Origin of the sequence: Pseudoalteromonas sp. CNC9-20, from assembly GCF_022347875.1 — a bacterium.
Classification (GTDB): Bacteria; Pseudomonadota; Gammaproteobacteria; order Enterobacterales; family Alteromonadaceae; genus Pseudoalteromonas; species Pseudoalteromonas ruthenica.
Window position 1 is genome coordinate 598,409 of sequence record NZ_JAKRFS010000001.1, and the last position, 20,083, is coordinate 618,491.

The following is a 20,083-nucleotide window of genomic DNA, read 5'->3' on the forward strand; positions in this document are numbered from 1 at the left end:
GAGCTTAATACAAAATTGCTGAAAAAAAAATGTCCGCACCAGGTGCGGACATTTATTTATTAATGCGCTTGTTCTAATTCCTGCGCCAGTTGTTTGCTTTCATCACCTCGTGGCGAGGTGAAACGCGCCAGTCCTAAGTAAATCACCGGAGTGAGGAATAAAGTAAACAACACCGCTAACGCCAAACCACCGAAAACCACCCAACCGATGGCATTGCGCGCTTCCGCCCCTGCGCCGGTGGATAAAATCAGCGGTAAGGCCCCCAATAAGGTGGACACTAAGGTCATCGCAATGGGACGTAAACGCACTAGCGCAGCACGCTCAACCGCCTCTCGCACAGGGTGTCCTCGGTCACGCAGTTGGTCAGCAAACTCCACCAATAAGATTGCGTTTTTAGCAATCAAGCCAATCAGCATCACTAAACCAATCTGCGAATAGATATTCAGCGATGTACCGGTTAGATACAGTGCTAAAATCGCCGACGTGATACCGAAGGGCACTGTGATCATCACCACCACAGCACTGTTAACACTTTCGAATTGCGCTGCCAGTACCAGTAACACAATGACAAAGGCCAATACATAGGTCATCAGTACTTCATTGGCCGTTTCTTCAAAGGTCAATGCCTCGCCTTTGAATGCCAAAGTGATGCCACTGGGCAAGTGCTGCTGCGATAAATCTCGCAGCTGATCAACGAGCTGCGCCATTGGCATTTCCGCTGGCAACTCCATATCCATTTCTATGGCGCGGCGCTGCGCATGGCGCTCCAGCTCTGCAGCCACCCCTTCTTCGCTGATATTAGCAACAGAGCTTAACGGCACCAATTGACCATTGCTGGCGCCAACGTACAGGTTTGCTAGGTCGCTAGGAGAATTGATAGTACGATTTTGTGCTTGCAGCATAATCGGGATAGATTGGTCACCGACATTTAAATCCGCCACGTCGTCGCCATTGATGGCTGCGCGTAAGGTGATAGCAATGTCACTTAGATCAACACCTAGCTCTTGTGCCCGACGGCGATCGATATTAACTCGCAGCTGCGGCTGCGACGGCTGATAAGAAATGCGTACTGGCGCCACTTGTGGGATAGCCTTTTCTATTTCAGCGGCGAATTGTTGGGCAGCAATAAAAATTTGCTCATAATCTTGGCCCAATAATGCCAGCTCGACCCCACCCCCTTGACCGCGCAAATTCAAACTATTAGAACCAAATGCGCGCGCAGGTGCGCCGGGTATATCGCCTAATGGCCCGCGAATTTTGTTAATAATTTCCTGTTGGCTAAAATGACGCTTATCCCAATGCTTTAATGGCACAGTGATAAAAGTAATATTCGGATCCCACTGCCCAACCACGGTATAGATAGATTCAATTTCGCCACTTTCGACATAGGGCAACAGAATGTCTTCCATCTCCTTGGCTTGGCGGTCCATAAAGTTGAGACCGACGCCATCTGGTCCACGAGCAAAAATACGGATTTTACCTCTGTCTTCACTCGGTAAAAGCTCATTTTCTAATTGCGAATAAAGTGCCCCCGACGCCACTGCCACCAAAGCACAGGCAATTAACGTAAGCCAAGCATGGTTCAGTACTTTGTGAATACACCACTTGTAAACGTTCGCCAGCGCATGCCCTACTTTACCAAACACATGTTTGCCGCCGCTTTTTAGTTTTAGTTTCGATGTCAAAGCAGGCACTAAGGACAACGCCACAAAGCTGGATATAATTACTGCCCCAGCTAATACACCACCAAATTCACGAAATAATTTTCCTGCGGTAGAGGGTAAAAATGCGATGGGTACGAAAACAGCGGCTAACACGGCAGTGGTTGCCACCACCGCAAAGAATACCTCGCGCGTTCCCACTACAGCAGCCGCACGACGCCCAAGGCCCAAGCTTCGTTGGCGCTGAATATTTTCACTAACAACAATGGCATCATCGACTATCAACCCGGTTGCTAATACCAAGGCCAGCAAGGTCAAAATATTAATAGAAAAGCCCAGTGCCCAAATCAGCGCTAACGACCCCACCAGCGCCACAGGAATGGCGAAGGCCGGAACTAAGGTGGCACGCCATGAGCCAATAAACACCCATAAGGTAATGACCACCAAAATGACGGTGAGCACCAAAGAATTCAACACCTCATCCACTGAGCTGCGGATAAACTGAGCATCATCCGAGGTCAGTGTGAAAGTCATCTCAGGGAAACGCTCACGCATTTGAGTTAATAGCGATAGCACTTCATCAGAAATTTCGATGGTATTAGACTGGGCTTGGCGGATCACTTCCATGCCTATTACAGGCTGGCCATCCAAGCGCACCATGGAGCGTGGATCGGCGGGGCCAAAATAGACCGCTGCGATATCGGCAATGCGGGTATCATCGCCGACGATAATATCCCCCACTTGCTCGGCCGTGACCGAGGTGGCATCGGCGCGCACGATTAATTGCTGATCATTCGATTTTAAACTCCCCGCCGGCACATCAAAGGGCGCTTGGCGCAGGGCATCAGCAACATCGGGGACAGTCAGGTTAAAGCTGCTCAGTTTAAGTGGGTCGATACGCACTCGCAGCACCCGCTCTCGATCGCCATTGAGGCGTACATCAGCGACGCCGGGAATGGTCAGAAATTGCGGTGCTAAGTCAGTCTCAACTCGCTCTGTTAGTGCTTCCAGTGATAACGCCTCACTGCTGACCGTCAATGACACCACCGCCTCGGCGTCATTATCGGCTTTGATTATTGAGACACGCTCGACCTCTTCTGGGAGTTCGCGTTGAACCCTTGCCACTGATTCTCGCGTTTCGTTGGCGGCATCATCGAGGTTCACACCTGGGCGAAACTCGACTACGATACGAGAACTGCCTTCCTCACTTTGCGCGCGAATCGACTTTACGCCGCTTACGCGGGCTACCGCGCCCTCAAGCTTGCTCGTCACTTCCGTATCGACCGTTTCCGGAGAGCCACCAGGGAAAGACGCTGACACAGTAATACGAGGGCGGTCGACATCGGGTAGCTCACGCACTTCAACGCCTGCAATAGCGGCAATGCCGGCAATAATAATGAGTAAGTTGAGTACGACGATGAGGACCGGCCGGCGAATCGCCATCGACGGCAAGTCTTGGATATGGGCAGATGTTTGCTCGCTCATCACTTACTCCTTGCGTGCCAATGCGGGTTGCTCAAAGCGCACACTTTGCTGAGGTCGTAAGCTTTGTACCCCTTCGACTATGAGGTAATCACCGGCATTTAAATCACCGCTTACAAGCAAACGCCCGGATAACCGTTGTGCTATTTTTACATCAACGCGAGTGGCTTTGTTATCGACGCTTTTCCACACATACGGGCCCGTTGCCCCCCATAAGAGAGCGGCTTCTGGGACAACCGAATAAGCCTGCCCTTGCATGTTTAGATTGACACGAAAACCCATGCCCGGGATAAACTGTTCATTATCATTGGCTATTTTTGCTTTGACACGAATAGTGCGGTTTTGCGCATCGATTCGCGAGTCCATATAAGCGATATCGGCACTGAGCTGTTTTTGCGTGTGCCAAGGCACCACGGTGACACTGGCACCACCGCGCAGCATAGGCACAGCCGCTTCTGGGGCTTTAAAGTTGATGTACAACGCACTGATATCATCAATGCTCGCAATCGCGGTTTGCTCGGTGATGCGATCGCCGACTTCCACGTCGGTCAGCCCCATTACACCACTGAAAGGAGCGCGCACTTGACGGTCTTGCAACTCTGCTTTTGCCACTTGCAGCGCCACTTTGGCTAAGTCTCGCTGCGTCAGCGCATCGTCACGTTCGCTTTTAGGGATAGCGCCTTTAGCGAAGCTGTCTTCTAAGCGCTTTAATGTTCGCTCTGCATCGGCTAATTGTATTTGCGCTTCTTGAAGCGCCGCGCTTTGCAAGCGTGAATCAAGCTCCAATAGCAAGTCGCCAGCCTGCACTTCATCCCCAGGCTGAAAATACACACCGGTGACGCGATCCCCCACTGCTGGGTAAAGCACGACCGAGCGAATCGCCTCCGTACTGCCGACCGCCTGAACTTGCTGCTGTGCTCGCTCTTGGCTCACGGCATTGACGACCACACGCTTGCCCGCAGCGGCCAGCGCATTGCTAGATACTATGAAACTACAAATTAATGCACAAAATACCTGCTTCAAGGAACTCCACCTTCATTATTGTTGTTGGCCACAACCATTGGCCGCTATAAATTAATACTCTGTGTACGTAGTGTAACAGCTCTGTGATCAGCCTTGACGCTAAGCTCGATCAGTTACCACTGTAATGCGACTAATCGCTTCCCTTTTTTGGGAAATACAATACATAGCGTTATTTAATCACACATAGCTGCGGACTCATGCTGACTTTGCATATCTTTACTTTGTGGATAATCAAGGGATGGTTGTTAGGCTAAACGCCAAGTGGATGCTGAAATAGGCGCTACTTTGAGCCAATAACTTAGCTCAAAGCACGTCCTCTTTTGTCACTGGCTTTTGCGCCGCTATCTCTTGCGCTTGTTGCTTATCTTGTGCATCTGCGTTTATTCCCTGTTGCTGGCGACCCTGCTGCGGGGAGAAAGTAAGTGAAGCGTACAATGGGAAATGATCTGAGCCAATATTAGGCAGTGGCCGAATCTCATTTAAGGTGAAATGGCGAGAGTGAAATAAGTGATCCAACGGCCAGCGTACCAAGGGGTAATCAGCATGAAAGGTATTAAATAACCCTCGACCTATACGCGGGTCTAAAAGGCCACTGACCTTTCTAAATAACCGTGTAGTACGCGACCAAGCGACATCGTTTAGATCGCCGGTTATAAGCGTCGGTATCGATTGCTCAGCCACACGTCGAGCCACCACCAATAATTCAGCATCACGGGGAGTAGAATGGCTATTTTCAGTGGGACTCGGTGGCGCTGGATGAAGGAAATGCACCCGCACTTTGTTCCCTGAGCGCAGTACCAAGTCGCCATGAATAGATGGCACATCATCCTCGACTAAATAACGTATTTCACTGTTTTCAATGGCTAAGCGCGAATAAACATGCATACCATAGAGGTTATCCAACGGACACTTTATACTGTGCGGCCTTTGCGCTAACAACACATCCAGTTGGTCCTGCCACCATTGGTCTGACTCCAAAGTGATCACCACGTCGGGGTTATGTTCATGAATAAGCGCAAGCAGAGCTTTGCTATTGCGGTTGGTCATGAGCACGTTAGAAACCAAAATACTTAGGCTGTTGTCACTATCTTGGCTCTGACAACTATGCACTTCTTTACGCCACACTGGCGTATACGGTAACACCCACCATAATTGCCATAGCAAGCAACCGAGCGTCGCAGTGACCATGAGCCAGGATGCAATGCTTGCAAAAGAAAGAAAGTATGCTTGCAGTATTAGTAAAAGAGTCGCGATGGCCGCAAACTGTAAACGCGGGAAATCAAAACCCCGAACACTCCAATGACCGATAGGTAATAGAGGTAAACAGGTCGCTAAAACGAGAAACAAAGTGACTGCTCCAAGCGCCTCAAACATGGCCTTTCCTTCTAATTGTTTTAATTCGGCTTTGCGCCCTGCACAGCTTTTTATAAAAGCACATAAGCTTATGAAAAAAAAGTGTGTTGTATATAGTTGATGGTGATAGGTAGGTCGTTGTGGTCGTCACGACGATAAAGACTGCTCATTAATTAATAGGCTCTTTACTTTATGTGCTTTTTCAAAATGATCGAGCCGATGGGTGTGAATCCACCAAGTAGCCGCCTCCATCAGCAGCTCTGGGTCATCATTTTTATTTTTGAAAAAAGCGTAGAAAGATAACCCTACCTGCTCCCCTTTGCGCGCTATTTGTTGCTCGCATTTAGCTATCATTGTGCTGCGTAGTGTCGCTCTCATCATCCTTGCTCTTTAAAACGAAAAAGGAAGTGTTCAACACTTCCTTTTCGGTGGCTAATTATTTGCTAGCAGCGCGTTGCTGCTCTTTGAGCTTTTGCTTTTGCTCTTTGCGCTTTTGTAACATTTCTTGGGCCTCATGGCCAATATGACCCTCACCACGCTGCTTCGCCAAATCGATTTGCTTTTGGCGCTCTGCAAAACGTTGGCGCTGCTCCTCGCTCAAACTGTCATGACAGTGATGACAAGACACACCCTGCATGTACTGCGGCTTTTGCTTATCGTCTTCGGTAATAGGCATACGACAGGCATGACATTGGTCGTATTGACCCTTGTTTAGGTCATGATCCACAGCAACACGGTTGTCGAATACAAAGCACTCACCTTCCCACATGGTTTCTTCCTTAGGCACTTCTTCTAAGTACTTAAGAATACCGCCTTCAAGGTGGTAGACCTCTTCAAAACCCTGCTCTTTCATATAAGCTGTGGATTTTTCGCAGCGAATACCGCCAGTACAGAACATGGCTACTTTTTTGTGCTTTTTAGGGTCAAGGTTTTGCTCCGCCCAATTTGGAAATTCGCGGAACGTTTTTGTTTGCGGATCAACGGCATTTTTAAAGGTGCCAATTTCTATCTCGTAATCGTTACGGGTATCCACCAACACCACTTCAGGGTCGCTTATCAACGCGTTCCAATCCTTGGGTTTCACATAGGTGCCCACCACTTCTCGTGGGTCAATACCTTCAACACCCATGGTGACTATTTCTTTTTTCAGCTTCACTTTGGTGCGGTAGAAAGGACATTCATCGTCAAAAGACTCTTTGGTAACGATATTAGCGAGGTTAGGTTGCTTATCAAGCCACCCTAGTAAAGCATCAATCCCTTCGCGTTTACCCGCGACCGTACCGTTGATACCCTCTTTGGCAAGCAGTAACGTACCACGTACGTCATTAGCAAGCATGACATCTAAAAGAGGTTGGCGAAGTTGTTCGAAATCAGGCAGCGCAACAAACTTATACAGCGCGCACACGACGTATTGATCAGACATAGTAACTGTTACCTTCAGTGCTTTTAAAACGAAACCGAATCGTAAATCCGGCGCAATGGTCGGCGTATTTTACTGATTGTGGTGAAAAACGCAAAATTCACTGCCAGTGAACTGTCTCATTACGTTATAATAGCGGTGGATAAACTGTAATTTTGGAGAGTTAATTTGCAATTTAGTGATTTGGGTATCGATTCTCGACTGTGTGGGCAACTAACGCATCAAGGTATTACCACGCCCACCGATATCCAAGCGCAGGCCATACCCTTGGCACTCGCTGGCCATGACTTATTTGCGCAATCAAAAACCGGGTCAGGTAAGACGCTTGCCTTCTTATTGCCTGCTGTACAACGGGTTATGAAGCAACGGGCCCTATCAAAGCGCGACCCCCGTGTAGTAATTGTCACCCCGACTCGCGAGTTAGCGTCACAAGTATACTCACAGCTACGTTTACTGATAGCCGGAACGGCACTGTCGGGAACAAAAGTGATTGGCGGTGAAAACTTTAACGACCAAGTTAAGGCGCTGCGCAAGAATCCACATTTTGTGATTGGCACGCCAGGGCGAATTGCCGACCACCTTGATGGCCGCTCATTACAATTAAGCGGCTTGGAATTGCTCATTTTTGATGAAGCTGACCGCATCCTTGACCTCGGTTTTACCGAGCAAGTTGAGCGTATCAATGCGGCCGCAGATCATCGTCTGCGCCAAAGCCTTTTGTTTTCAGCTACTTTGGAGCACGCTCAGGTCGGTGCGCTCTCGCGTAACCTATTACGCAACCCTAAGGGCGTCACCATTAGTGCTGCCACTGATGAGCATAGCGATATCTCACAGCATCTGTATTTAGCGGATCACCTCGACCATAAAGAGGCGCTGCTCGATCACTTTATTGCCCAAGAGAATGTTGGTCAGTGTATTATTTTTACCGCCACACGAGATGATACCGAGCGCTTGTGTAACAAGCTCACGGCGCAAGGTTTTAAGGCCGTCGCTCTCGCAGGCACGCTGGCGCAGAGTAAACGGCTGGATATTATGGACGCCTTTAGCCGTGGACTATATCAAGTGTTGGTTACCACCGACGTAGCGTCACGGGGCCTCGATTTACTTAACGTTACCCATGTAATCAATTTTGACTTGCCAAAACATGCGGAAGAATACATTCACCGTATTGGTCGTACTGGCCGCGCGGGCTTTAAAGGTCATGCCATTTCATTAGTGGGGCCGAAAGATTGGCAAAGTTACTTGGCGATAAACCAATTTATGCGCCGTCCTTTGCCGTTCAGTGAAGTTGAGGGGCTAGTCGGCAAGTTTAAAGGCTTTACTCGTCCAAAGCCGCCAGCGAATGCAAAGAAAAAGCCCCAGGATAAAACTAAGCCAGTAACATCTAAAAAACCTCTTGCTAAGCGCAAGAAAAGTAAACCCATGCAGGTAAAAGTGGCGCAACCCGCACCGTTTGACCCGAACAGCATGGGCGTAAAACGCAAGCCTAAAAAAAATAACGACACAGAGAGCGAATAATGAGTGAATTAGGTCAATGGCAAACGCTGTTTGTTGAGGAAGTCGCAGGCGAAGGCGCGTATTTGCGAAGCACCGAACTCGGTGAAGTATTTTTACCTGCCTCTGAGCTGCCCGATGATTTACAGCAAGGTGATAGCTTAGGCGTATTTGTCTATTTAGATAGTATGGGCCACGCCACCGCAACTCGAAAAAAACCATTAGCGCAAGTGGGCGATTTTGCTTTTTTACAAGTTAAACAAGTCAACAAAACCGGCGCCTTTTTAGATTGGGGCTTGGATAAAGACTTGTTGGTACCCTTTAACGAACAAAAACCCCGAATGCGAGAGGGAAATAGTTATTTAGTAAAGCTCTACCTGGACAATGCCTCCAAACGTATTTGTGCATCCAGTAACCTCAATAAATTTGTCGGTCACGCAAAGCCTCGTTACCAGCTCAACGATGCCGTTGACATCATGGTGGCTGCTAAAACCGACTTAGGCTACAAAGTGATTGTCGATGATAGCCATTGGGGACTTATTTTTCATAATCGCGTACATCGCCCGCTGTACGTTGGTCAACAGCTTAACGCGTTCGTCTTACAGTGCCGCGAAGATGACAAGCTTGATATTGCCTTAGAAAAGCAAGGGATAGCAAAGCTAGACCCGCTTAAGGAGCAAATACTGCAAGCGTTAAAAGACGGTGGTGGCGTATTGCCGCTCGGAGATAAGTCTGCGCCGGAAGCCATAAAGCGCCAGTTTGGCACCTCAAAAGCGAACTTTAAAAAGGCTATTGGTGGTCTATTTAAAGATCAACTTATTGATATAGAGGCCACACGAATCACATTAAAAACGCGACCTTAAGTCGCGTTTTTACGTAGATTAGTAGGATTGGTAACGAAGGTCATCGTAAGGCAGAGCGCAGCGTACATAACGCTTAGAATAATCAAGCAACTCTGAGCGGTTACTAATACTCAATGGAGCAAGCCGAAAGATACGCCCTTCACACTCTACACGTTTAATATCATGGCCTTCCATACAATTACCCACTGAACGCCCAGACTCCAACAGCATTGCTTCATTGTTGGCGCAAATCGCATAGACACGTTTTGCCAGTGCCTCTTTCAGAGCAAATAGATCCACATCTTGGTATTCTACCTGCTCAATCAGCAGCGCCAGTGCGCGCGCATTACTTTCTGCGGTGCTCTGGCGATGATAATAGTAACCTGCGGCCACGATGAGGGCTATCAGCAGAATGTATTTCACCTTAGTCTCCTAGACTCTCATTAATCTCAGTTAATACCGCAACTGGATCAGCAGCTTGCGTGATTGGACGACCAATAACCAGGTAGTCGCTGCCGCTCGCGACGGCTCGCTCTGGTGTCATTATACGTTTTTGGTCCCCGGCATCGCTTCCTGCTGGGCGGATCCCCGGTGTCACGAGTGTAAACTCTGACCCCAACTGTGATTTTAATAACTGCGCTTCTTGCGCTGAACAAACTACACCATCAAGACCAGCCTGCTGTGCAAGCTTGGCTAGATACAATACTTGTTCTTGTGGGGATTTATCAATACCTAATTGTTTTAATTGTATTTCATCCATACTGGTAAGGACGGTCACCGCAATCAGTAACGGCGCTTTGTCACCGAAAGGAGTCAATGCTGCTTTCGCCTTTTCCATCATTGCCACACCACCACTGGCATGAACATTAACCATCCATACCCCTAATTTTGCAGCCGCAGTCACCGCTTTAGCAACAGTGTTAGGAATATCATGGAATTTCAAATCGAGAAATACATCGAAGCCCAAATCCACCAATTGTTTGACAAAATCGGGACCAAACAACGTAAACATTTCTTTGCCTACTTTTAAGCGGCAAGTGCTAGGTGATAATTGCTTTACGAAAGCTAAGGCTTTGTCTTGGTCGTCATAATCTAAGGCGATCAATACTTTTTTAGAATCAACAGAGCTCATTTTTTTCCTGTTTAAAAACCATCAAGCCCACGGCTTGGCTGTATAGACTCCCAATGTCGACATGAAGGACATAACCAGTAATGGCTATGGCTTTCAAAACCACAATGCTGACATTGATAGTCTGCCTTGGTGTCTATATATGATTGGATCAGTTTATCTATGGGGTTTAATGCCTCATCGAGTTGGGCATTTTGACCAGCCAATAATTGTAACAGAAAACGAAAGCCACGGATATTCGGCTGTTTCTTCAAGCTTTTGGTGAGAAACTCCATAGCCGCTTGGTTTTCGCCTCGTGTTAATAAATGCTGGCAATAATGAATTTTAAGAAGGACACCGCCTTGCTCTACCAGCTCACTCAACAATTGCTCGAACTGTTGCTGTAAGTTCAAATGACGATAGGCGTTGGCTAGCTTATCAATCACTAACGGTGAGCAGCGGGTAAATTGAGTGACCAAGTCACGCCAATAGTGAATTGCTTGCACATAGTCTTCCCGTTGATAAGCCTGTAAGCCCAGTTCATATAAGGGGCGAATACTCGGCTCGCCTACCCCTAAGGCTTGTGACATCAACTCTGTTTGCTGACTGTTAAGTGCTGCCTCACAGTAAAAATTCGCAATCGCAATACGTTGTTGGCTGTGAATGAATAAATGGGCATGACGCTGGTATAACTCAACGCCTTTTTGCCACTCTCGCGTTTGTGAGTATAAGGTGATCAGCGGTTCAATGGCCTGCTGACGCTTCCCCTTAACGAGGATAAGTAGGTGCTCTTCTGCGCTATCAAGTAATCCAGCCAAGATATAGTCCTGTGCTAACTCTAAGCGACTTTCAGTGAGCTGATCTTGATTTAAGTTAGGGTGCTCAAGTAATAACTCATGAATCTTGATGGCGCGGTCAAGCTCGCCGCGCTTGCGAAATAGTGCCGCTAAGGTCAAGTAGTGCTCGACCGAGTCCGCAGAGACCTCGAGTAACTGAATGAGGTGTTCAAGGCCTTGATCCTCTTCCCTATCAAGCAGGTACTTAAGGCCTTTACTGTATTCGGCGGTGATTTTGCGATTATGTTGATGGGCTTGGTTTTTGGCACTGTTTTTACCCATTATCCAGCCGTAGCCCGCAGCTACAGGCAAGAGTAAAAACAACAGTTCAAGCATGGCTAACCGTCTTTTTCAGTGGCAGGCTCAGGGCCTATGTCATTGTTGGAATCACGGGCTAGCTTGGTATTGCGTCGCTGCAAGCGGTAGTTTTGCCACTTTAACTTGGAAAACACACGGAAACTTACAAAGCAACCGACTAATAGGCCAATAACAAAACACACGCTGATAAGGGCAGCAAGTGGTAATTGAGCGCTAGCAATAAGATAATTTACTTGAACAGACTGTGGATTTTGCGAACCCAATACGAAGGCAATAAAAACACACAGTACAAAAAGAACGATTTTTACAACCTTCACTCGGTAACGACTCCGTTGTTATTATTGTATGCTCTCGTTAACGCGATCGCGCAATTCTTTGCCTGGTTTAAAATGAGGGACATATTTACCGTCTAGTTCAACGGTTTCGCCGGTTTTTGGATTTCGGCCTGTACGTGGTGCACGGTAATGAAGGGAAAAGCTACCAAAGCCGCGAATTTCGATGCGCTCGGCGCTAGAGAGCGAGCCGGCCATCTGTTCTAGAATTTCTTTTACGGCATTTTCAACATCACGTGCTTGGATGTGTGAGTGTTGTTCTGCAAGCTGTTCTATTAACTCTGACTTGGTCATAATGTTTCCTCAAGTGCTTACAAAAGGAAGGGCTTGCGCCCTTCCTAGACTCGACTAAAGCTTAGTCTTTTTGTGCATTTTTAAATGCAGCAGCCATAGCGTTTTCGAACTGAGGCTCATCTGCCTTCAGTTTCTCAAGCGCTTCTTTCTCTTCAGCTTCGTAAATCGCTTTTACAGAAAGGCTGATAGCGCGGTTCTTACGATCTACGCCAACAAACTTCGCTTCGATTTCGTCGCCTTCAGAAGCAACTGCAGTTGCATCTTCTACACGCTCTTGAGCGATGTCTGCTACACGGATGTAACCTTCAACGCCTTCAGCAAGCTCAACTGTTGCACCTTTAGCATCAACAGCTGTCACTTTACCTTTAACAATAGCACCTTTTTTGTTTGCGTCTAGGTAGTTATTGAAAGGATCCGCTTCGATTTGCTTAACGCCTAGAGAGATACGCTCACGCTCTGGGTCAACTTGAAGAACGATAGCTGTGATCTCGTCACCTTTCTTGTATTCACGTACAGCTTCTTCGCCAGGCGTGTTCCAAGAAATATCAGATAGGTGTACAAGACCGTCGATGCCGCCTTCAAGACCGATGAAGATACCGAAGTCAGTGATTGACTTGATCTTACCAGTAACTTGGTCGCCTTTGTTGTTAAGACGCGCAAATTCCTGCCAAGGGTTCGCTTTACACTGCTTAAGACCTAGAGAAATACGACGACGCTCTTCGTCGATCTCTAGTACCATTACTTCAACAGTATCACCTAGTGATACTACTTTAGATGGGTGGATGTTCTTGTTAGTCCAATCCATCTCAGAAACGTGTACTAGACCTTCTACGCCTTCTTCGATTTCAACGAAGCAACCGTAGTCAGTTAGGTTAGTTACACGACCAGTTAGCTTAGCGCCTTCTGGGTAACGGTTAGCAATTTCTTGCCATGGATCTTCGCCAAGCTGCTTAAGACCTAGAGAAACACGTGTTTTCTCTTTGTCGAACTTAAGTACTTTAACGTTGATTTCGTCGCCAACATTTACGATTTCTGAAGGGTGCTTAACACGCTTCCACGCCATGTCAGTGATGTGTAGTAGACCGTCTACACCACCTAGATCTACGAACGCACCGTAATCGGTAAGGTTCTTAACGATACCTTTAACTTCTTGACCTTCAACAAGGTTAGCAAGTAGCTCTTCACGTTCAGCTGAGTTTTCAGACTCAATAACAGCACGACGTGAAACAACAACGTTGTTGCGCTTCTGGTCAAGCTTGATTACTTTGAACTCTAGCTCTTTACCTTCAAGGTGAGTGGTGTCACGTACTGGACGAACATCAACAAGTGAACCAGGTAGGAAGGCACGGATTGAATCTACTTCAACAGTGAAGCCGCCTTTAACCTTGCCATTGATAACACCAGTAACTGTTTCGTTTTCTTCACACGCTTTTTCAAGGCGAATCCACGCTTCGTGGCGCTTCGCTTTTTCACGAGAAAGAATAGTTTCACCGAAGCCGTCTTCGATAGCGTCTAGTGCTACATCTACTTCGTCACCAACGGCAACTTCTAGTTCACCAGCAGTATTTTTGAACTGCTCTGCAGGAATGGCACTTTCTGACTTTAGGCCAGCGTCTACAAGAACGATGTTGTTCTCGATAGAGATTACGGTACCTTTTACGATTGAGCCCTGTTGAGCTTCAAAATCCTGTAGGCTTTCTTCAAATAACTGCGCAAAATTTTCTGACATACTTAATACGTCTCTATAAGTTAAATTCTCCACATCGCGTCACTGCTCAGCGGGGTTATTAGTAAAACATCAGCATCCTGCCAATGTGAAATAAATTAGTCTTTTATACTCGTATGCGGGAGTTTGCCGGCTAAGACCGCATCTTCTAGGATCTTATTAACCTGAGCGAACACCTGTTCGGCATTGAGCTGCGTTGTATCAACAGTGATAGCATCATCCGCTGGCACAAGGGGTGCCACGCTGCGATTCATATCACGTTCGTCACGTGCTTTAATGTCCTCGAGTAGACCACCTAGTGTAACATCCAGGCCACGCTCCTTCAACTCTTTAAAACGGCGCTCGGCGCGCTCTTCGGCACTGGCAGTGAGGTAAATCTTCACCTCGGCATCGGGGAATACCACCGTGCCCATATCTCTGCCATCGGCGATTAAGCCGTTTTCGCTGCGAAATGCGCGTTGACGGCGCAGTAATGCTTCGCGTACACGCGGCAGCGCGGCAACTTTAGACGCCGCAGCGCCGACTTCTTCGTTGCGAATGCCATGGGTGACTTCTTCACCCTCAAGGATAATCTTGCTCGAGTCGGTCTCGTTATCAAATTCGAATTGCACATCTAAATTCGCCGCCAGAGGAACAAGGGCCTCTTCGCTATCTAGGGCTATTTGGTGGTGTAACGCGGCGAGCGCTAACACCCGGTAAATTGCACCACTATCAAGCACGTCCCAGCCTAATTTTTGTGCAAGTAAGCGACACACCGTACCCTTGCCTGAGCCACTTGGCCCATCAATGGTGATCACCGGCATTGATGCCTGCATTCAAACCTCCTGCATGCACAGCAAACATTAAAATCGGCGGTATTATACGCGAACTTTTCTGCAAATTCGCGTCATTACAGTAGTTTTTTAATATTGTTTTGTAACAGATCAAGTATCAGCCTGCTTGCGAAAAAGCGTAAACAGGCTGCAAAGGCTAGTACTGACTGACGTGTGACAGTGTATCAAAATAGGTAGGGAAGGTTTTCGCGGTGCAATTCGGGTCGTTAATAGTGACAGGCCACCCGCCCACAGCAACCAATGAAAAGCACATCGCGATACGATGGTCGTTATAAGTATCGATGGCAACATCATTAAGTTTTGTTACCGGGGTGATTTCGATATAGTCTTCGCCCTCAATGACCTCAGCGCCCAACTTCTTCAACTCTGTTGCCATTGCATGTAACCGGTCGGTTTCTTTGACTCGCCAATTATAGATATTACGAATTGCCGTTTTGCCCTTTGCAAACAGTGCGACTGTTGCCAGAGTCATTGCTGCATCAGGGATCGCATTGGCGTCAATGTCCACGCCTTTGAGTGTACCTTTGCGCACAACCAACTTGGTATCATACCAATCAATGTCAGCCCCCACCTGCTGCATAACCTTCGCAAAGCCGATATCTCCTTGTACACTTTGCGAGCCAACACCATGAATGGTGATTTCACCGCCAGCAATGGCTGCCGCCGCAACAAAGTAAGATGCTGAGGAAGCGTCGCCTTCAACCATAATGCGTCCAGGGCTTTGGTATGTTTGTCCGCCTTTGACATAGAAGCGTTGATAATTGTCATGTTCAACATGGACACCAAATTTCGCCATCACCCCAAGGGTGATATCTATATAGGGCTTAGAAACCAACTCGCCTTTAATGCTGATGTTGGTATCCCCCTGAAACAGCGGAGCGGCCATCAATAAAGCGGTCAGAAACTGACTGGAAATACTGCCATCAATGCTTACTTCCCCCCCGCTGAGTCCTTGACCGTGAATCACCAACGGCGGATAGTGGCGCTGTTTGCTGTAGTGAATATCGGCTCCGAGGGACTGTAGCGCATCCACTAAGTGGCCAATTGGACGCTCTTCCATGCGCGGCTCGCCTGTCAGTGTGAAAGAGCCCGAAGTTGCTGCTAGCACCGCAGTCAGTGGTCGAAATGCGGTACCCGCGTTACCGAGAAACAAAGCATCATCTGGGGTATCCAGTTCACCGCCCCGCCCGTGCACCACAGCCTGCGTTTTATCATCGCTCAATTCAACCTTAACCCCTAAGGCCGAGAGCGCTGCAAGCATATGACGAATATCATCGCTATCGAGCAGGTTGGTCACTGTGGTGTTGCCCTGTGCAAGCGCTGCCAGCAATAAGATGCGGTTAGAAAGACTTTTTGAACCTGGGAGGGTGACCTCGCCATTGACGCCTTTGATTGGCGCTAATCGTAATGACTCCATCACCCATGCTCCTTGGCAAACTCATCCATAAAGGTCACGAGCGCTTCAATACCGGCAACGGGCATGGCGTTGTAGATGCTCGCACGCATGCCGCCAACAAAACGATGCCCTTCTAACGCCAGTAAGCCTGCCTGTTTAGATAGTGCTAAGAAGCGCTCGTTATGGCGCTCGTCGTTCAACCAAAATGGTACATTCATTAATGAGCGGCAGGCTTTGTCCACTTTATTATTGTAAAACGAGGAGCTATCGATGTAATCATACAAGATTGCCGCTTTATTTTTATTATGGCGCTGCATGGCAGGAACACCACCGTGCTCCTCGAGATATTTAAATACTTCATCAGCCAGATACCAAGCGAAGGTCGGCGGCGTGTTATACATACTGCCCTGCTTGGCCTCCACCGCGTAATCCAGTATTCCTGGGCGCGGCAGACCTTGGCGCTCTAGCAGCGTCTTACGAACAATCACAATAGCAAGCCCTGAAGGACCAATATTTTTTTGCGCACCGGCGTAAATGACATCAAAATCATCAACATTGATTTCCCGCGATAGAATCATCGACGACATATCGGCCACGATGGGCGCACTAGGGTGGCGAGGCACGTCAAATAATTCAACACCATCAATGGTTTCATTAGGGCAATAATGAATGTAGCTGGCTTTTTCAGGCAATGGCCATTGCGCCACCGGGGTTACGCCAAACTGACCATCACGGTCATCACGGACGTTCAGTTCAACCACATCGGTGTACTTACGCGCTTCTGTCGCCGCGCCGTCAGACCAAATACCGGTATTAACATACACCGCTGGTGCATCGTCCAAATGCAGATTCATTGGCACAGCGGCAAATTGACCACGACCGCCACCATGCATAAAGAGCACGGCAAAGTCATCGCTAATGTTCATTAACCGGCGCAAACGCGCCTCGCACTGTTGCGCCATGGTTAAAAACGGTTCAGCTCGGTGACTCACTTCCATCACCGATACTCCAAGGTTTTGCCAATCCAAAAATTCACTCTGTGCCTTTTTCATAACCTCGGGTGGCAACATGGCAGGGCCTGCACAAAAGTTGTATACGCTCATTACTTCTATTTCCTCATTCCATATGCGTATGGATAACACCTAGGACGCTATGCACCACGATTAAGTGCTCGAAAGGTATTATCAACAAATAAAAAAAGCGGCCGAAGCCGCTTTCATATACTAAGAGATTTACTCAGGCGTGTCATCGCCTGCAGTGGGTGCCTGTGAATTTTCTGGCACCTCATTTTGCTCTATGTCGACTAGGTCTTCATCATCGATTTCTTCGATACGTTGTAACCCAACCACAGCCTCACCGTCAATGGTACGGATCAAAATGACCCCCTGCGTGTTACGGCCAACGCGAGACACTTCATTAACACGAGTACGTACTAAGGTGCCGCGATTAGAAATGATCATGATTTCATCATTGTCATCGACTTGCACCGCACCAACTACAGGGCCATTGCGCTCGCTCACTTTAATTGAGACCACGCCTTGTGTCGCTCGACTCTTAGCAGGGTACTCTTCTAATGGTGTGCGTTTACCATAGCCATTCTCGGTCACGGTTAGGATAGCGCCATCCCCTTGCGGTACAATTAACGATACCACTTTGACGTCGTCTGGCATCTTGATGCCACGAACACCTGTTGCAGTACGGCCCATAGGACGCAGAGCGAGCAGTTCTTCGCCCGTTTCAGGGTCACGTTTAACTTCACCCGTTTCAGCATCGCGTTGTTTCTCATTGAAACGCACTACTTTGCCGTGCTCGGTAAATAGCATGATGTCGTCTTCACCAGTGGTGATACGTGCACCGATTAAGCTATCCCCTTCGTTCAGGTTAATCGCGATGATGCCGCTGGCGCGTTGACGGCTGTAGGCGGTCAGTGGCGTTTTCTTAACAACACCGCTGGCGGTCGCCATGACAATAAACTTGTCTTCTTCGTATTCACGCACAGGTAATATCGTGGTGATACGTTCATCAGCTTCGAGCGGTAGCAAGTTAACAATCGGCTTACCACGCGCTGCACGGCTGGCAAGTGGCAACTGGTAGACTTTCAGCCAATACAAACGCCCTGCACTGGAGAAGCATAAAATGGTGTCGTGGGTATTGGCGACCAGTAAGCGTTCGATGAAATCTTCATCTTTCATCTTCGTTGCCGACTTACCCTTACCGCCTCGACGCTGGGCCTCGTAATCACTCAAAGGCTGGTACTTAACATAGCCTTCATGGGACAAGGTCACCACCACATCTTCTTCGTTGATTAAATCTTCCAAGCTGATGTCGTGCGCAGCGGCACTGATTTCAGTACGACGTTCATCGCCATAGGTGTCTTTAATCAATACTAATTCGTCACGGATCACTTCCATCAAACGCTCAGGTGAACCGAGGATATGTAACAACTCAGCGATAAGCTCAAGTAGCTCTTGGTATTCATCAAGGATCTTACCGTGCTCTAGGCCTGTCAGCTTATGTAAGCGCAGCTCCAAAATAGCCTGAGCTTGGGGCTCTGATAGATAGTATTGACCATCGCGAATACCTAAGCCATCAGCAAGCCAGTCTGGGCGCGCAGCATCATCACCGGCTTTTTCCAGCATGGCTTTTACATTGCCGAGCTCCCACGGGCGAGATACTAACGCTTCTTTCGCCTCGGCCGGTGTTGGCGACTTGCGGATCAGCTCAATGACCGGGTCGATATTCGCCAAAGCAATAGCTAGACCTTCAAGGGTGTGTGCACGGTCACGGGCTTTACGTAAATCGTATACGGTCCGACGAGTGACCACTTCACGACGATGCAGAATAAAGGCTTCAAGCATCTCTTTGAGGTTGAAACAACGTGGCTGATTGCCATCTAGGGCAACCATGTTCATGCCAAACACTGTTTGCATTTGCGTTTGTGCGTACAGGTTATTGAGGATAACTTCGCCGACTTCGCCGCGTTTTACCTCGATAACAATGCGCATACCGTCTTTATCAGACTCATCACGCAGCGCACTGATCCCCTCAATCTTCTTGTCTTTAACCAGTTCGGCGATTTTTTCAATCAAGCGCGCTTTGTTAACCTGGTATGGGATTTCATGGACAACGATGGTTTCGCGCCCGGTTTTTTCATCCACTTCGACATCGGCACGAGCGCGGATATAAATCTTACCACGGCCGGTTTTATAGGCCTGCTCAATGCCCTTTTTGCCATTGATAATGGCTGCAGTAGGGAAATCAGGACCAGGAATGTAGTCCATCAATTCTTCAATCGTGGTTTCCGGCTCTTTAATAAGCGCCAAACAACCATTGATCACTTCGGTGAGGTTATGCGGCGGTATGTTAGTCGCCATACCGACGGCAATACCCGAAGAACCATTGACGAGTAAGTTAGGCACTTTGGTCGGCAACACATCTGGGATTTGCTCGGTGCCGTCGTAGTTCGGCACAAAGTCTACAGTCTCTTTTTCTAAATCAGCCAGTAGCTCTTGTGATAGCTTCGCCATACGCACTTCGGTGTAACGCATCGCCGCCGCTGAGTCACCATCTACCGAGCCAAAGTTACCTTGACCATCAACAAGCATGTAACGCAAGGAGAATGGCTGTGCCATACGAACGATGGTGTCGTACACTGCACTGTCGCCATGGGGGTGGTATTTACCGATTACATCACCGACTACACGAGCCGATTTCTTATAGGGTTTATTCCAGTCATTGCGGAGTTCATTCATGGCAAACAACACACGACGGTGAACAGGCTTAAGCCCATCACGCACATCGGGAAGCGCACGCCCTACAATTACACTCATAGCGTAATCGAGGTAGGAATTTTTTAACTCATCTTCAATATTAACCGGAAGGACTTCGTTGGCGAGATCAGTCATTGATTCCACTTTCCTTCTTCATTGACAGCCTCCGTCCCCAACAAAGTGAAGGAGACTCAG

17 protein-coding genes are annotated in these 20,083 nt (G+C 48.1%); 2 read left to right on the plus strand and 15 right to left on the minus strand.

The genetic code is table 11. From position 1 onward, the window contains the following. Positions 1-59: 59 nt before the first annotated feature. The 5 genes from MHM89_RS02715 to MHM89_RS02735 all read right to left on the minus strand — a co-directional run bounded on the left by MHM89_RS02715 (position 60) and on the right by MHM89_RS02735 (position 6,942). On the minus strand, positions 60-3,146 hold the full coding sequence (locus tag MHM89_RS02715) for an efflux RND transporter permease subunit (protein WP_239408014.1): 3,087 nt from the start codon (positions 3,144-3,146) through the stop codon (positions 60-62). Positions 3,147-3,149: 3 nt separating this feature from the next. Further along, the gene (locus tag MHM89_RS02720; protein WP_239408099.1) at positions 3,150-4,112 is read right to left on the minus strand and encodes an efflux RND transporter periplasmic adaptor subunit; all 963 of its coding nucleotides are present in this window, start codon (positions 4,110-4,112) and stop codon (positions 3,150-3,152) included. 357 nt (positions 4,113-4,469) lie between these two features. After that, positions 4,470-5,540 (minus strand): endonuclease/exonuclease/phosphatase family protein, encoded by a 1,071-nt coding sequence (locus tag MHM89_RS02725; protein WP_239383945.1) that lies wholly within the window; start codon positions 5,538-5,540, stop codon positions 4,470-4,472. A gap of 126 nt (positions 5,541-5,666) precedes the next feature. Beyond that, positions 5,667-5,897: a DUF6500 family protein gene (locus MHM89_RS02730; protein ID WP_053911322.1), complete on the minus strand. Its 231-nt coding sequence runs from the start codon at positions 5,895-5,897 to the stop codon at positions 5,667-5,669. A gap of 58 nt (positions 5,898-5,955) precedes the next feature. Next, a complete protein-coding gene (locus MHM89_RS02735) occupies positions 5,956-6,942 on the minus strand; it encodes a rhodanese-related sulfurtransferase (protein WP_022943844.1) in 987 nt (328 codons plus the stop codon). Positions 6,943-7,107: 165 nt separating this feature from the next. On the opposite strand from MHM89_RS02735, the gene MHM89_RS02740 reads away from it, so the two are divergent. Together MHM89_RS02740 and MHM89_RS02745 are read left to right on the plus strand one after the other, a co-directional pair. Next, positions 7,108-8,457 (plus strand): DEAD/DEAH box helicase, encoded by a 1,350-nt coding sequence (locus MHM89_RS02740; protein WP_239408015.1) that lies wholly within the window; start codon positions 7,108-7,110, stop codon positions 8,455-8,457. After that, positions 8,457-9,296 carry a S1-like domain-containing RNA-binding protein gene (locus MHM89_RS02745; RefSeq protein WP_239408016.1) on the plus strand — a complete coding sequence of 280 codons (840 nt, stop codon included), beginning with the start codon at positions 8,457-8,459 and terminating at the stop codon, positions 9,294-9,296. The genes MHM89_RS02740 and MHM89_RS02745 overlap by 1 nt, the downstream gene beginning before the upstream one ends. 18 nt (positions 9,297-9,314) lie before the next feature. Here MHM89_RS02745 and MHM89_RS02750 read toward each other — a convergent pair whose 3' ends face one another. The 10 genes from MHM89_RS02750 to gyrA all read right to left on the minus strand — a co-directional run bounded on the left by MHM89_RS02750 (position 9,315) and on the right by gyrA (position 20,023). Then, positions 9,315-9,698, minus strand: a complete 384-nt coding sequence (locus MHM89_RS02750; RefSeq protein WP_022943841.1) for a hypothetical protein — start codon at positions 9,696-9,698, stop codon at positions 9,315-9,317. A 1-nt stretch (position 9,699) separates the two neighbouring features. After that, on the minus strand, positions 9,700-10,407 hold the full coding sequence (gene pyrF / locus MHM89_RS02755; RefSeq protein WP_022943840.1) for an orotidine-5'-phosphate decarboxylase: 708 nt from the start codon (positions 10,405-10,407) through the stop codon (positions 9,700-9,702). 11 nt (positions 10,408-10,418) lie between these two features. Next, a complete protein-coding gene (gene lapB / locus MHM89_RS02760; RefSeq protein WP_022943839.1) occupies positions 10,419-11,555 on the minus strand; it encodes a lipopolysaccharide assembly protein LapB in 1,137 nt (378 codons plus the stop codon). A gap of 2 nt (positions 11,556-11,557) precedes the next feature. Continuing rightward, positions 11,558-11,854: a LapA family protein gene (locus MHM89_RS02765; RefSeq protein WP_045978733.1), complete on the minus strand. Its 297-nt coding sequence runs from the start codon at positions 11,852-11,854 to the stop codon at positions 11,558-11,560. Between the two features lie 21 nt (positions 11,855-11,875). After that, positions 11,876-12,163 (minus strand): integration host factor subunit beta, encoded by a 288-nt coding sequence (gene ihfB / locus MHM89_RS02770; RefSeq protein WP_022943837.1) that lies wholly within the window; start codon positions 12,161-12,163, stop codon positions 11,876-11,878. Positions 12,164-12,224: 61 nt separating this feature from the next. Then, positions 12,225-13,892, minus strand: a complete 1,668-nt coding sequence (gene rpsA, locus MHM89_RS02775; RefSeq protein WP_022943836.1) for a 30S ribosomal protein S1 — start codon at positions 13,890-13,892, stop codon at positions 12,225-12,227. Positions 13,893-13,987: 95 nt separating this feature from the next. Next, positions 13,988-14,704, minus strand: coding sequence for a (d)CMP kinase (gene cmk, locus MHM89_RS02780; RefSeq protein WP_045978732.1), 717 nt, complete (start codon positions 14,702-14,704; stop codon positions 13,988-13,990). 154 nt (positions 14,705-14,858) lie between these two features. Further along, positions 14,859-16,139, minus strand: a complete 1,281-nt coding sequence (gene aroA, locus MHM89_RS02785) for a 3-phosphoshikimate 1-carboxyvinyltransferase (protein ID WP_239408017.1) — start codon at positions 16,137-16,139, stop codon at positions 14,859-14,861. After that, complete coding sequence (gene serC / locus MHM89_RS02790) at positions 16,139-17,221, minus strand: 3-phosphoserine/phosphohydroxythreonine transaminase (RefSeq protein ID WP_045978730.1); 1,083 nt, start codon at positions 17,219-17,221, stop codon at positions 16,139-16,141. Before serC ends, aroA begins: the two co-directional genes overlap by 1 nt. Before the next feature lie 129 nt (positions 17,222-17,350). After that, the gene (gyrA, locus tag MHM89_RS02795) at positions 17,351-20,023 is read right to left on the minus strand and encodes a DNA gyrase subunit A (RefSeq protein ID WP_022943832.1); all 2,673 of its coding nucleotides are present in this window, start codon (positions 20,021-20,023) and stop codon (positions 17,351-17,353) included. Positions 20,024-20,083: the final 60 nt, after the last annotated feature.